The sequence below is a fragment of the Morganella sp. TYF_1 genome (genome assembly GCF_043105645.1).
Lineage (GTDB): Bacteria > Pseudomonadota > Gammaproteobacteria > Enterobacterales > Enterobacteriaceae > Morganella > Morganella morganii_B.
The window spans coordinates 843,245-857,681 of sequence record NZ_JBICLU010000026.1 but is presented as its reverse complement, the minus strand read 5'-3'; the positions used below and the strand labels follow the sequence as shown (position 1 = coordinate 857,681).

Here is a 14,437-nt window from a genome sequence, read left to right as displayed (position 1 = left end):
AATCCGCACATCAGCGGCACAATCTTGTGAGCTGAAACGCTAAATTGTGTAAAAGGTGGTCATTTTTGCAGGAGGTAAATTTTACTGAAAGAAAAACGGCTGCCCGGAAAGGCAGCCGTCAGAATCTTACAGAAGGTATGTTACTTCGTGGTGCCGCGCAGAATAAGGCGGGAGGCAACAAAGACCTGGAGCGGTTCCTGCCGTCCGTCACGCAGACGTTCAAACAGCAGATTGACACCCTGGCTGCCCATCACCTCGGAGTGGATGCGGACGGTTGACAGAGACGGAATGGTAAATTTGGCGGTCGGGATATCATTGACACTGATAAGGGCGATATCCTCCGGGATAGCGATATGCTGTTCATGCAGCGCCCGCAGTACGCCGATAGCAATGGAGTCAGAGGCGACAAACAGCGCCTTCGGGTAGCTCTCTTTGGTCAGCATCTCTTTCGCCAGCGCATAACCGGACGCGCTGGAGAAATCCCCGCGATAGATATCTTCCCCGCGCACCACACCGCGCAGTGAGCCGTATTCCGTAAAAGCAACCTCGCGGATATCTGCCGCCGCCGGGGAGTCTTGTCCGCCGATAAAACCTATCCGGTCATACCCCTGTGCAATAAAGAAATCAGTCACGGACTGCGCAATGTACGCGAGATCAATATCCACCGCGTCATAATCGCTCTGGCGATCACTGAAATCGATAAAACAGACCGCAGAGCAAAGCGCCTGTACCTCTGTCAGTACCGCACGGGCACCGTGTCCGATCAGCAGCACACCGTCCGGACGGGTAACAGTCTCCGGAAGATTATTTTCATAAGCATGTGTCAGCTCAATACCCAGCCGTTCACTCTGTAATTCAATGCCGTGGCGGATGGAGAGATAGTAAGGATCATTAATTTCTGCTGTTTTCGGATAACTGTAAACCGCCAGAAAATGCAGCCGCTGTGCCTGACGTTTGCCCGGGGTGTGACGGCGCTGAGCGGAAACGGTGTATTCCAGTTTCCCGGAGATTTCCAGAATACGCAGCTTGGTTTCTTCTTTCACACTGAGTGTCGGGTCGTCATTCAGCACCCGCGACACGGTCGCGAGTGAGACACCGGCTTGCCGGGCGATATCTTTTAGCGTGGCCATTTTTTGTTCTTTCTCCTCCGGCCGGGAACTGCGGCAGGGCAACAGGCGTCATTCAGGCAGTAACAGCTGCTTATAGTAGCACAGAAACTTTTAGTAAAAACCATTCAGCGCAATAGTGTAAACGTTTACATGAATCAGATCAGTATCACAGACTCAAAAACTATTCATGGTTAGAATCTTCCCCGTCCTCACGTTATACTTTGGTTTTCTCTGAATACATTACAAAGCCTGAGAGGTATATGTGGAAATTCTTGTCACCGGCGGTATGGGCTATATCGGCAGCCATACCTGCGTACAACTGATGAATGCAGGCATGACACCGGTTATTGTGGATAATCTGTGTAACGCCAATGCCAAAGTTTTGGCGCGGATCACTGCAATTACCGGAAAAGAACCTGTGTTTTATCAGGGGGATATCCGTGATGAAGCCTTTCTTGACAGCGTATTTGCCAAACACCGCATCGATGCGGTGATTCACTTCGCAGGCCTGAAAGCCGTGGGTGAATCCGTGGAAAAACCGGTTGAATATTATGATAACAATATCAACGGTACACTGGTTCTGCTGCGCAGCATGAAGCGGGCACAGGTAAAACGGATTATTTTCAGCTCTTCTGCCACCGTCTACGGCGATCCGGCCTGTGTGCCGATCACCGAAGAATCCGCTATCGGTAACACCACAAACCCTTACGGGACCAGTAAATACATGGTTGAGCGCATTCTGAGTGATGTGCTGATCGCCGATAATGACTGGTCTGTGTCACTGTTGCGTTATTTCAATCCGGTCGGGGCACATCCGACAGGCACGATGGGCGAAGATCCGAAAGGTATCCCGAATAACCTGACGCCATATATCACTCAGGTTGCTATCGGCCGCCGTGAAAAAGTCAGTATCTATGGAAACGATTACCCTACACCTGATGGTACCGGGGTGCGTGATTACATCCATGTGATGGATCTGGCGGACGGTCATGTTGCGGCACTGAAAACCGTGGCACAGTCTTCCGGGCTGCATATCTATAACCTGGGTACCGGTAAAGGCACCAGTGTGCTGGAAATGATCGCGGCCTTCAGTAAAGCGGCCGGTAAACCGATCCCGTATGCTATCTGCGACCGTCGTCCGGGCGATATCGCTGAGTGCTGGTCCAGTCCGGAAAAAGCCGCCCGCGATATGCAGTGGCGCGCCGTCCGTACTGTTGATGATATGGCGAAGGACGCCTGGCGCTGGCAGCAGAAGAACCCGGAAGGTTACGCAGACTGACGAAAACCGGTAACGCCTGAGGACAATCATCGCTAACCCGTTTCATTGTCAGAGAGAATTGTGTCTATGATGACTTTTGATCCGTCTGATTGCCCTCACCGCCGCTATAACCCGTTAACGGGACAGTGGATTTTAGTCTCTCCTCACCGGGCAAAGCGCCCGTGGCAGGGGAGAGATGAAGTCGCTGATGTGGCAGACTTACCGGCTTATGACCCGGACTGCTTTTTGTGTCCGGGAAATCCCCGGGTAAGCGGTGATATTAATCCTGCTTACACCGGTACTTATGTTTTTCAGAATGACTTCTCCGCGCTGAGACCGCAGCCCTGCACGCAGCCGGAAAACACACATCCGTTGTTTCAGACACAGGCCGTCAGCGGACTGAGCCGCGTACTCTGTTTTTCTCCCGATCACAGCAAAACCCTGCCGGAACTGCCGGTGGCACAAATCCGTGCGGTCATCGATACCTGGCAGGCGCAGGCAGAGGAACTGGGGGAAAAATACCTTTGGGTGCAACTGTTTGAGAATAAAGGGGAACTGATGGGCTGCTCGCAGCCGCACCCGCACGGTCAGATCTGGGCCGGGGATTTTCTGCCTGATGCCCTGAGCCGCAAGGACGGACTGCTGCGCGACTATTCCCGGCAGCACGGCAGTAACCTGCTGCTGGATTACGCACAGGCAGAGCTGAAAGACGGCAGCCGTATTGTAACGGAAACGGCGCACTGGTTGGCGGTGGTGCCGTACTGGGCGGCGTGGCCGTTTGAAACCATGCTGCTGCCGAAACACCGTGTGATCATCCGGATGGAAGACATGACCGATACGGAGCGGGATGATCTCGCACTGGCACTGAAAAAACTCACCAGCCGCTACGATAACCTGTTCCGCTGCGCTTTCCCGTACTCGATGGGCTGGCATTTTGCGCCGTATTTTCAGCAGGGCGAACCGCTGGATCACTGGCAGTTACATGCGCTCTATTATCCGCCGCTGCTGCGTTCCGCGACCGTGCGCAAATTTATGGTCGGTTATGAAATGCTGGCGGAAAGCCAGCGTGATCTGACACCGGAGCAGGCCGCAGAGCGGCTGCGTGCGGTCAGCGACCACCATTTTAAAACCCCTTTATAATCTGAGGTTTCCGATGAAAACAGTTATCAGCAAGGCACAACATGCCTTTGAGCAGTGCTTCGGCGCATCCCCTGACATGCTGATTCAGGCACCGGGCCGCGTGAATCTGATTGGCGAACACACCGATTATAACGACGGTTTTGTTTTGCCGTGTGCCATTGATTTCGGCACCGTGGCGGCGGCCTCGCGGCGTGATGATCAGAAGGTCTGCGTGGTGGCGGCGGATTATGATAATGATCGTGATGAGTTTGATCTCTCACAACCGATTGAATACCGCGATAATAAACTGTGGGCGAATTATATCCGCGGCGTGATCAAATACCTGGCGGAACGCGGTTTTGTGTTCGGCGGGATGAATATTGCGGTCAGCGGCAATGTGCCGCAGGGCGCGGGTCTGAGCAGTTCTGCCTCACTGGAGGTGGTGATCGGTCAGACCGTCAAAGCCCTGTATGATTTGCCTGTCAGCCGTGAAGTCATTGCCCTGAACGGGCAGCAGGCGGAGAACCAGTTTGTCGGCTGTAACTGCGGCATTATGGATCAGCTGATTTCGGCCTGCGGTGAAGCCGGACACGCACTGCTGATCGACTGCCGCAGCCTGGAAACCCGTGCGGTTGCCATGCCGGAAAACAGTGTGGTGATGATTGTTAACTCCAACAAAAAACGCGGGTTGGTGGACAGCGAATACAACACCCGGCGGCGTCAGTGTGAGGCGGCAGCGGCATTCTTCGGCGTGCCGGCGCTGCGGGATGTGACAATGGCACAGTTCGCCGCGCATGTTCATGAACTGGATGCGGTGACCGCGAAACGGGCCCGCCATGTGATCAGCGAAAATATCCGTACCCTGGCAGCAGCGGAAGCGCTGAAAGACGGGGACTTACCGCGCCTCAGCCAGCTGATGGCGGAATCCCATCATTCCATGCGTGATGATTTTGAAATCACTGTGCCTGAAATCGATGCACTGGTCGCGATCATCGGTGATGTGATTGGTCTTGAAGGCGGTGTCCGCATGACCGGCGGCGGCTTTGGCGGTTGTGTGGTGGCACTGGTGAAACCGGAACATGTCGCACAGGTTACAGAGGTGATTAACGCACATTACACCCCAATTACCGGCCTGACGGCGGATATTTATGTCTGCCGCGCCAGTGACGGTGCCGGTGTGATCCGCTGACCGGAGGTGATATGACATATAGGGAGTTGCGCCCGTATGAGCGGGCGCTGGCAACAGAACCGGCTGCAGACGGCAGACCGGCAGAGATTGTGGTGCTGACCAACCGCAACGGTATGCGCATCAGTATTGCCGATACCGGCGCGGCCTGGCTCAGCGGTGAGTTGCCGCTGGCGGACGGCATACGGGATGTGGTGTGCGGCGTGGCGGACAGCGCCGGATTTGCCCGTCAGACCGCCTATTTCGGTGCCACAGTCGGGCGTTTTGCCAACCGGATTGCGGGCAGTGGTTTCACCCTGAACGGGCAGTTTTATCCGCTCGCCTGCAATGAAGGTAGCACCTGTCTGCATGGCGGAACCGATAACTTCAGCCACCGGCGCTGGCAGATCCGCCGCCACTCAGCAGATTCCGTGACCTTCTCCCTGCAATCACCGGACGGCGACCAGGGCTTTCCGGGCAATCTCAGCGCCGAAGTCACTTATCAGCTGACACCGGAAAACGAGGTCCGTCTGACTTACCGGACACAAACAGACAAAGCCTGTCCGGTCAGCCTGACCAATCACGCTTACTTTAACCTTGCCGGTGAAAACAGCGGTGTGAAGGTGACAGAAGGGGAAGTGCAGATCCGGGCAGATAAACGGCTCGGACTGAATACGGAGAACTTATCGGACGGTACACTCTGTCCGGTCGCCGGAACCGTCTTCGATCTGCGCACCCGCAGGGCGCTGTCTCAGGGTTTTATGTCTGAGGCGGCACAGCAGCAGACAAAAGGATTTGATCACGCCTTTGTGCCGGACCCGGCATTGTGTGATGGTAAACAGACTGTTGCGTCATACTGGTCACCGGCGGGGGATGTGTGCCTGGAAGTGGCAACCACCATGCCCTGCATACAGCTTTATACCGGTAATTATCTCGGCGGTCAGCCGGGAAAACACGGCGATTATCAGGATTATGCCGGGCTGGCGCTGGAAACCCAGTATTTCCCGGACGGGCCGAACCACCCGCACTGGCCGGATGAGGTCAGGGGAATTTCAGCGCCGGGAGAACAGCGGGAGAGTGTGACGGTGTACCGGTTTGTGTTTTAAACAAAGGCTCACAACGGTGAGCCTTTGTTGTTTTATCAGACAATACGGACACCGGCAGGCATTACGCGTTCCGGAGCCAGCAGGACGCTTTCTGAGTCGTCATCAGTTTCGGCACACAGCAGCATACATTCAGAGGTTTCGCCGCGCATTTTGGCTTTTTGCAGATTGCACAGCACCACGACCTGCTTATGCAGTAACTCTTCCTCTGTATAATACGGCACGAGGCTGGTGACGGTCTGAAGTGAGCGGTCACCGACATTTATCTGAACAATATAGAGTTTATCGGCATTTTCGTGACGTTTGACATCGGTGATCCGGCCGGTGCGTATCTCCAGTTTAGCGAAATCAGGGTAAGCGACAGTGTCCATAGTAAAATCCAGTAAAATTTTAGTAAAAGATAATAAAAATTAGCAGAGTTACACCGGATGGCAAGTACCGGGATCACAAAACAATAACGGAGCGGTAAATGGCAACCATTAAAGATGTTGCGAAACTGGCGGGAGTCTCAGTGGCAACGGTCTCGCGGGTTATCAATCAGTCACCAAAAGCGGGGGCAGAATCTGTCCGTGCGGTTCAGGCAGCCATGAAGGCGCTGGCTTACCGCCCGAATGCGGCGGCGCGGGCGCTGGTCAGCCAGAGCAGTGATATTGTCGGTGTGCTGGTGGGGGATGTGTCCGATCCGTTTTTCGGTTCTCTGGTTAAAGCGGCGGATGAGGTGGCGCATCAGCACGGAAAACATCTGTTAATCGGCAATGGCTACCACCGGCAGGAAGATGAGCGGCGCGGTATTGAATTACTGATGAACAGCCGCTGTGATGCCTGTGTGATCCATGCCAAGGCGCTGAGTGATGAAGAACTGCGTGGCTATGCTGCGGAAATGCCGTCGATGGTATTTATCAACCGCATGATCCCGGGACTGGAAAACCGCTGTGTCGCTCTGGATAACCGGCGCGGAACTCAGCTTGCCACACAATATCTGCTGAAACAGGGACACCGCCATATTGCCTGCTTATCATCATCACACACCATTGAAGACAGTGCGCAACGGCTGGCGGGATACAGAGATGCGCTGGCAGAAGCCGGTTGTGAGCTGCCGGAGGCCTACATTGCCGTTGGTGAACCGGTGGCAGAAGGCGGGGAAGCGGCCATGAGTGCGGTGTTGTCTCTTTCACTGCCGGTGACGGCGGTGGTGGCCTACAACGATTTTATGGCAGCCGGGGCGCTGTCGGTGATTGAGGCAAACGGGTTGCGTGCGCCGGAAGACATTTCTGTTATCGGCTTTGATGACAGCATGATCGCACGATATATCCAACCCCGCCTGACCACAATACGCTATCCTGTTGACATGATGGCTCAGACAGCAACACAGCTGGCGCTGGCACTGGCGTCCTCACAGGCGCTGCCGTTTTGTCCGCCGTGTTACACACCGACTCTGGTTCTCCGCCACTCGGTGATGAGCAGATTTTCCTGACGATAATGTGTTAATTTTATTTATCTGTTATCCCTCACTATTTACTTTGGTACTTTGTTAGAAGGCTGCAAATTTATCTGAATTTGCAGCATTTTTTTTGTCCTGCGATTTTCATTCCTGCCATTTACCCTCCAGCTGTACTTTCCGGTTTAACGATATCACAGCAATTTATTATCATCATGATAATAATTTTCATTTGCGATCATATTCTCAATGGCATATATCAATGATAGGATTAATCATTCTCATTTAATATTTCAAATAAAAAATATCAATCCAGTCAGGGAATAATATGAACGTCTCATTCAAACGCTCACTGCTTGCTGTTGCTGTTATGTCAGCGGCCACTGCCGCTTATGCTGAAAATAAAGATGACACCATCGTGGTTACCGCGTCCGGTTTTGCGCAGGAAATGCGTGATGCACCGGCGAGTATCACCGTTATCACCAAGGAGCAGTTGCAAAATAAACCGGCTGCCAACCTGATTGACATGGTAAAAGATGTGGAAGGGGTCAGTGTGATCGGCGGCAGCCTGAAGCCGGATATCAGTATCCGTGGCCTGTCCGGGGACTACACTCTGATTATGGTGGACGGTCGTCGTCAGAACAGCCGTGAATCCCGCCCGAACGGCAGCGGCGGTTACGAAGCCGGGTTTATTCCGCCAGTGGAAGCCATTGAGCGTATTGAAGTGATCCGCGGCCCGATGTCCTCCCTGTATGGCTCTGATGCGATGGGCGGCGTGATTAACATCATCACTAAAGCAGTGGCAGATGAATGGCACGGCTCAATGGGTATGGGCGGCATTATTCAGGAAAGTAAAGATTACGGTAACTCCGCGAATACTGATTTCTACGTCTCCGGGCCGCTGATTAAAGATAAGCTGGGATTGCAGGTCTACGGCGGGCTGAACTATCGCCGTGAAGACCATCTTCAGGAAGGTACACCGCGTAAAGACGATAAAAATATCACCGCCAAACTGGCCTTTACGCCGGTTGAAGGGCAGAAATTCCTTGCGGAAGTCGGCCGCAGTACACAGGAACATACATCCACCCCGGGGAAATCGATTGCTGATTTCTCTGAGCGCGGTGGCCTGAAGCAGAAAAATAATAAATCCGAAGTACACAACAACCGTAATCACTGGGCGCTGACCTGGAAAGGTGACTGGGATGAAATCAACAGTGAAGTGAGCGTGTACCAGGAAAATACCATCCGTAAAACCAATACCGGTAAATGGAACAAAGTCAGTGAAGACTGGGTCATGGCATATGAAGCCCGTCAGCCGGAAGTTACCAATACCGTGGTTGACGGAAAGGTCACGGCATTCCTGCCGTCTAACGTCCTGACAGTCGGCGGACAATATCAGTATGCCAAACTGAAAGATGATTCCGTGATTAAAAACAAACAGACAGTCACTGAAAAAATGACTGCTGACCAGAAAGCCCTGTTTGTGGAAGACGAATTCAGTGTAACCGACGACCTGACGCTGACCGGTGGTCTGCGTATGGACGACCATGAATTCTACGGTAAACACTGGAACCCGCGTGCCTATGCCGTCTATAAACTGACCGATGAAATCACCATCAAAGGTGGCGTGGCGAAAGCCTTCCGTGCCCCGACACTGCGTGAGTTAAGCCCGAATTTCGGAACGTCCACACAAGGCGGCGCGGCTATCATGTACGGTAACCGTGATCTGAAACCGGAAACCAGTGTCACCGAAGAACTGGGCATTGCTTATGACCACGAATCCGGTTTCTCTGTCAGTGCAACCCTGTTTAACACCGAATTCAAAAACAAGCTGACCAGCTACCAGGTTGCCGGTCAAACCGATCCGCTGACCGGCCTGAATATGTTTATCTATGACAACGTGGGTAAAGCAAATATCCGTGGTGTGGAAATGGCCTCCCGTATTCCGGTGGCAGAAAAATGGAATCTGAACCTGAACTACACTTTCACCGACTCAGAACGTAAGAGTGACGACGAAAAACTCAACGGCAAATCCCTGAAAGGACAACCGCTGGAAATGACACCGCGTCATATGGCAAATGCCAAACTTGACTGGCAGTACCGCCCGGATATGAGTTTCTACACTCAGGCAAATTACACCGGCAAACAGGTCTGGGCAGCTCAGCGTAACGGGGCAAAACAGCCGCGTGAACGCAGCGGGATCACCACCCTCGACCTCGGGATGACCTACCAGGTCATGCCAAATGGGCTGCTGAACTTCGCCGTACTGAATATCGCCAACGAGAAAGGGGATGATATCGATACTAACGGGAACTGGCAGATCGATGAAGGGCGCCGGTATTGGGCTAATCTGAAACTGAATTTCTGATTACGCGTCATCCTTCGCCCTGTGGCGGCGTTGGCTGCTCTCAGGAAACCGGGTCACATACCATTGTATGCTCCCCGGTTTCCTTCGGTTGCCGCCCTTGCCACAGCGCGGATGATTTAGCAGATTGGTTTCTTTTCTGAATTTTATTGTTTTTCTGTTTTTGACAGAGTTGAAGTACACAGGGGATTAACCGGCAAAAAAAGGAAAGCGTAAAGCGCCAGGGATGACGCGATCCGAGCGGACAGGGATGTGTCAGCGACTTTCCGCTTTGCCGGTTATCCCGCCGCCCGGGTTCGAAAGAGGATGGTCTTATTTTTTCAGGGGATGGCGCGATCCGAATCTGCGTCATCCTCCGGTCTGTGGCAGAATTGTTTTTTTAAGTCAGTCATTCCCGGAGTCAGGATGTGGAAAAAAATAATGGTGATTTGTTGTATGATGGCGGTATCTCCCCTGATGGCGCGGCCCTCGCAGGAAATCACGCCGCTCACTGAAGCGGCACAACAACAGTTCACAATAACGCACCATGAGATGCAGCAGGGTGATCGTCACTACCGCCTTTTTATCGCGCAGCCGAAACAGCCACAAACGGCGTACACCGTGCTCTATATGCTCGACGGTAACGGTCAGTTTCCGATGATGATTAACCGGCTCAGTGCCGGTAAAACCCGGCCATTGCCGCTGGTGGTGGGGATCGGTTATCCCTCTGATCTGGCTTACCCGAAAACCCGCACCTTTGATTACACACCGCCCGCAACCGGTGAGCAATTTACCGCAGGCGGCGGCGAACTGCCTTTCCGGCAGTTTATCCGTGAACAGGTGATTCCGTGGGTGAGTAATCACTATTCCGTTAACGACCGCCGCTACTTCTTCGGCCACAGCCTCGGCGGGCTGTTTGTGCTGCGGACAGCCACGGATGAACCCGGTTTATTTACCGATTACATCAGTGCCAGCCCGTCCCTCTGGTGGGGTCATGGCTCTTATATGACAGCGGAACGATTTGATCGCCTCCCGGCGGATATCCGGCTGACCATCACTCAGGGCGGGCTGGAAGAAAAACCCGATCTGAGCAAAATGAGTGAAGAACAAAAACACAATCTGTCCGTCCGCTACAGTGATATTACCGCGCGGGAAGTGTGTGAGCAGTTACAACTGCGGGACAAACAATGTCAGTTCCGGATCTTCCCCGGAAAGTCACACGGCAGCGTTATCCCCGATGCGCTGGAAACGGTGATTTCTTTATTACCGGCAGATAAGGAAAAATAAGTTATTTTTTTGTTAATTTGCATGTAAAAATACCGAAAATAACAGGGGAAACCCCATATTCCTCTGTTATTTCCTTCCATAACAAAAACTACTCGCAGCCATTAGTTTTTTTGATTTCATTTTTCCCTTACAAGGGGCTATATTCCGCTCCGTTTCAGACATAAATTCACAATCCACTGCTTCTATCAATGACCCGTCATCCACCATTTTGGCGATGAAACAGCCTGAGAAAAAAAGCAGCGTCATGTTTTTTTGATTTTTTTGTTTTAGGTGGAGAAAAGCAGTGAGTCACAGCATCCGCACGCCGCGTCCTGACAGTGTGTTAATCCCTGTCGCCGGTCTGACGTTATTTGCGATTGCATCCGGTTATCTGATGAGCCTGATCCCGTTATCGCTGGATTATTTTGCCATCGGTACCGATTACGCAGGCTGGTTAGCCAGTGCTTACTATATTGGTTTATTACTCGGTTCGATGCTGATTGAGCCGGTGATTGCCCGTATCGGTCACCGCCGTTCCTTTATTCTCTTTGTGCTGGCGCTGGCGGCGACCGTGGCAGTTCTGCCGTTTTATACTGATCTGAGTGCGTGGCTGGCATCCCGGATGCTGGCCGGGGTGGCGGTTGCCGGTATTTTTGTGGTGATTGAATCCTGGCTGCTGATTGGCGATAACCCGGCTGTCCGTGCCAAACGCCTGAGCTTCTACATGACCGCACTGTACGGCGGCACCACCCTGGGTCAGCTGGCGATCGGTGTGTTCGGAACCGCAGGTGTCGTGCCGTTTGCTGTGGTGATGGTGCTGCTGTTTGCTGCGGTATTGCCGCCGCTGTTCTCCAAAGCACAGCCGGTATGTCACGGCGGACATAAAAGCTTATCCCTGAAACAGATCCTGCGTCTGAGTAAACCGGCTATGGTCGGCTGTATGACCTCCGGTATTGTGATGGGCACCATTTACGGGCTGATGCCGCTGGCATTGCAGGAAAAACATTACAACACCGAACAGGTCGGCGGCCTGATGGCGGCGATCATCCTCGGCGGGATGATTATTCAGCCGGTGATCAGCAAATTATCTTCCCGCATGAGTAAAGTATTATTGCTGGCGATGGTCTCTCTCGCCGGGGTATTTGCGATGGGAATGATTTATCTCTCCGGCCACTATCTGGTGATGGTGGTGGCGCTGACGCTGCTGGGAATGTCTTCTTTTGCGCTGTATCCGGTCGCGATCACACTGGCATGTGACACACTCACAGCGAATGTGATTGTGGCGGCAACCCAGGTGATGTTGTTCTGCTACAGCATCGGTTCAGCGGCGGGCCCGCTGGTGGCGGGACAGTTTATGAAACAGCCTGACGGCATCATGAACTTCTTCTTTATTGTGCTGCTCTCCACCGCGATTTATATGCTGTTATCTGCAGTGCGCCGCAAATCACGGATTCTGGCAAGCTGATACCGGCGGAATGAAAAATGCCCTCATTGAGGGCATTTTTGTACATTGGTATTTATTCTGCGGCTTTGGGTTTGTGGACAATATCCGCGTAATGACTTTTATCGTCCGGTTTCGGGTAGACGCGGTAAATGTATTCATCCGGTGTCACTTTGATATTTTCGACCACACGGGTAAACAGCACTTCTCCTTTGTCATTCTTACCGGTCAGCGACCGGGTTTTACCGTCCGCGCTGAAAGACCAGTCGCCTTGTAATTTCAGCTTTCCTTCCGGGGTGTACATCTTAACGGAACCGTCTTTTTCATAGTTGGCCAGGCCAAAGAAGCCTGCCACACTCTCATCGGTGGCCGGAATCGCTTTACCGTCCTGGTCCAGTGCCTCGGTGGTTACCCAGGTTTTGCCAATCAGATAATCAGCAGTATTTCCGGCTTTCTGAGCCGTGGCTGTCAGGGGTTTTACCTGAGCATCCGCCGGCGCCGCCAGCGCTGAAAAGGAATACGCCGCTGCAATAATACCGGCAATCATTGTTATTTTTTTCATGTCACTTCCTCAGGTTGTTCTGTTGGCTGTCTTTCTTAGTGATAACAATTCCCGATATCAATAATAAGGGGATTAATCTTATTAGCGTATTTTTTATGTAAGGAAGTATAAAAATAATTAAATTTTATATTCATTTCTGACACATCTCTTTTGAAACCGGCAGAGTGAAATATGGAGAGAAAATGAAGAACTGTGCAGAAATTATGATGAATTGTGCAGGGATTATGATTTCACCGTCAGAAAGGGTAAAACGGATTGTCATATATACCGGCATCGGCAATGATGACGTCAACAGCAAAACAGTGCTTCAGAAAATTAACTCAAAAGGAATATTAATATGAAAAAGATCATTGCAGGTGTTATCGGACTGAGCTTATTAGGTGCGGGTGTTACCGCTGTCGCAGCACCGGCGCCGGTCACTCAGCCGCAACAGAATGGTCAGTATATGAATGGTTATGGCAACTGTGACGGCAACGGTGGTCGTCATATGATGCGCGGTAATCATGACGGACGTGGCCATCATAATAAGCGCGGATACCATAACGGTGGTTACAACCGTGCTCCGGTCTTTCAGTCCGCACTGACCACCGCCACGCCGGGTGAAGCCCTGAAAAAAATGAGCGCGGATGCACCGGCAGTCAGTAAAGACGGCAAACAGTATTTTGTCCGCGCCAGTGTCCGTGATATCAACGGCAACACGCTGTATCAGTCTTCATTATCCACCACAACACCGAAAGAAGCGCTGGCAAAAATGGCGGGTGATGCACCGGCTGCCGCATCCGGTCAGCAGTATTATGTCCGCGCAGGTATTATGGAAATTCTGCCGGTTAATAACGCCGCACAGTAACCGCTGTCATGAACAAGCAAAAATGCCCTCTGATGAGGGCGTTTTTGTCTGCGGATAAAAAACTGTGGCTGTCAGAGTGTCAGCGCGGTTTCCAGCGCCAGCTCAATCATATTGTGCATCGCGTTCTGGCGCTGATCGATGGTCAGTTTACCACCGTTTTTAATATGATCAGAGGTAGTGAGGATCGCCAGTGCCCGCGCCCCCAGCTCTGCCGCGACGGTGTACAGCCCGGCGACTTCCATATCCACCCCGAGAATCCCGTACTGCTCCATCACGGTAAACAGCTCCGGGCGGGTGGTGTAAAACAGATCCGCAGTAAACACATTGCCGGTTTTGACCGGTAACTGCAGACGTTCAGCCGTTTTCACCGCAGATGCCAGCAGATGCCAGTCTGCCAGTGCCGCCAGATCGTTACCGTAAAAACGGTCACGGTTCACTTTGGAATCGGTACTTGCGCCCATGGCGATCACCACATCCATCAGTGACACATCATCCCGCACTGCGCCACAGGTGCCGATACGGATTAGGTTTTTCACACCAAAATCCTGAATTAACTCATACGCATACATTGAGATTGAAGGGATACCCATGCCGTGGGCCATCACCGAAATTCGTTTGCCTTTGTATTCTCCGGTATAACCCAGCATATTGCGGACGCTGTTTACTTCCCGCGCCTGCGATAAATAATGTTCAGCAATAAACTTGGCGCGCAGGGGATCTCCGGGCATAATGATGGTTTCTGCGAAATCGTTTGCGCTTGCCTGAATTGCAACTGCCATAAAAGC

Annotated in this window: 13 protein-coding genes; 9 read left to right on the top strand and 4 right to left on the bottom strand. The window is 52.4% G+C overall.

Annotated elements, in window-relative coordinates; translation table 11 throughout:
* Positions 1 to 140: 140 nt before the first annotated feature.
* Positions 141 to 1,130 (bottom strand): transcriptional regulator EbgR, encoded by a 990-nt coding sequence (gene ebgR, locus ACF8OF_RS17600; RefSeq protein WP_392497275.1) that lies wholly within the window; start codon positions 1,128 to 1,130, stop codon positions 141 to 143.
* A gap of 241 nt (positions 1,131 to 1,371) precedes the next feature.
* On the opposite strand from ebgR, the gene galE reads away from it, so the two are divergent.
* From galE to ACF8OF_RS17580, 4 genes are all read left to right on the top strand, one after another.
* Complete coding sequence (galE, locus tag ACF8OF_RS17595) at positions 1,372 to 2,388, top strand: UDP-glucose 4-epimerase GalE (protein WP_279800476.1); 1,017 nt, start codon at positions 1,372 to 1,374, stop codon at positions 2,386 to 2,388.
* A gap of 66 nt (positions 2,389 to 2,454) precedes the next feature.
* On the top strand, positions 2,455 to 3,507 hold the full coding sequence (locus ACF8OF_RS17590; protein ID WP_349466514.1) for a UDP-glucose--hexose-1-phosphate uridylyltransferase: 1,053 nt from the start codon (positions 2,455 to 2,457) through the stop codon (positions 3,505 to 3,507).
* A gap of 13 nt (positions 3,508 to 3,520) precedes the next feature.
* On the top strand, positions 3,521 to 4,675 hold the full coding sequence (galK, locus tag ACF8OF_RS17585; protein ID WP_392497274.1) for a galactokinase: 1,155 nt from the start codon (positions 3,521 to 3,523) through the stop codon (positions 4,673 to 4,675).
* Positions 4,676 to 4,686: 11 nt separating this feature from the next.
* Positions 4,687 to 5,757 carry a galactose-1-epimerase gene (locus ACF8OF_RS17580; protein WP_392497273.1) on the top strand — a complete coding sequence of 357 codons (1,071 nt, stop codon included), beginning with the start codon at positions 4,687 to 4,689 and terminating at the stop codon, positions 5,755 to 5,757.
* A 35-nt stretch (positions 5,758 to 5,792) separates the two neighbouring features.
* Here the strand turns inward: ACF8OF_RS17580 and ACF8OF_RS17575 are convergent, their stop codons facing one another.
* Positions 5,793 to 6,125 (bottom strand): tRNA-binding protein, encoded by a 333-nt coding sequence (locus ACF8OF_RS17575; protein WP_392497272.1) that lies wholly within the window; start codon positions 6,123 to 6,125, stop codon positions 5,793 to 5,795.
* A 98-nt stretch (positions 6,126 to 6,223) separates the two neighbouring features.
* On the opposite strand from ACF8OF_RS17575, the gene ACF8OF_RS17570 reads away from it, so the two are divergent.
* The 4 genes from ACF8OF_RS17570 (at position 6,224) to ACF8OF_RS17555 (ending at position 12,267) form a co-directional block, all read left to right on the top strand.
* Positions 6,224 to 7,228 carry a substrate-binding domain-containing protein gene (locus tag ACF8OF_RS17570; protein ID WP_262861284.1) on the top strand — a complete coding sequence of 335 codons (1,005 nt, stop codon included), beginning with the start codon at positions 6,224 to 6,226 and terminating at the stop codon, positions 7,226 to 7,228.
* Positions 7,229 to 7,520: 292 nt separating this feature from the next.
* Positions 7,521 to 9,560 (top strand): TonB-dependent receptor domain-containing protein, encoded by a 2,040-nt coding sequence (locus ACF8OF_RS17565; RefSeq protein ID WP_392497271.1) that lies wholly within the window; start codon positions 7,521 to 7,523, stop codon positions 9,558 to 9,560.
* Between the two features lie 402 nt (positions 9,561 to 9,962).
* Positions 9,963 to 10,823: an alpha/beta hydrolase gene (locus ACF8OF_RS17560; RefSeq protein ID WP_392497270.1), complete on the top strand. Its 861-nt coding sequence runs from the start codon at positions 9,963 to 9,965 to the stop codon at positions 10,821 to 10,823.
* A 283-nt stretch (positions 10,824 to 11,106) separates the two neighbouring features.
* Complete coding sequence (locus ACF8OF_RS17555) at positions 11,107 to 12,267, top strand: MFS transporter (protein ID WP_262861287.1); 1,161 nt, start codon at positions 11,107 to 11,109, stop codon at positions 12,265 to 12,267.
* Between the two features lie 52 nt (positions 12,268 to 12,319).
* Here ACF8OF_RS17555 and ACF8OF_RS17550 read toward each other — a convergent pair whose 3' ends face one another.
* Positions 12,320 to 12,805 (bottom strand): DUF4822 domain-containing protein, encoded by a 486-nt coding sequence (locus tag ACF8OF_RS17550; protein ID WP_025152873.1) that lies wholly within the window; start codon positions 12,803 to 12,805, stop codon positions 12,320 to 12,322.
* A 337-nt stretch (positions 12,806 to 13,142) separates the two neighbouring features.
* Between ACF8OF_RS17550 and ACF8OF_RS17545 the strand changes: the two genes are divergently transcribed.
* Positions 13,143 to 13,652, top strand: a complete 510-nt coding sequence (locus ACF8OF_RS17545; protein WP_279800483.1) for a hypothetical protein — start codon at positions 13,143 to 13,145, stop codon at positions 13,650 to 13,652.
* A 71-nt stretch (positions 13,653 to 13,723) separates the two neighbouring features.
* Here ACF8OF_RS17545 and deoD read toward each other — a convergent pair whose 3' ends face one another.
* Positions 13,724 to 14,431, bottom strand: a complete 708-nt coding sequence (deoD, locus tag ACF8OF_RS17540) for a purine-nucleoside phosphorylase (RefSeq protein ID WP_072870151.1) — start codon at positions 14,429 to 14,431, stop codon at positions 13,724 to 13,726.
* Positions 14,432 to 14,437 lie beyond the last annotated feature (6 nt).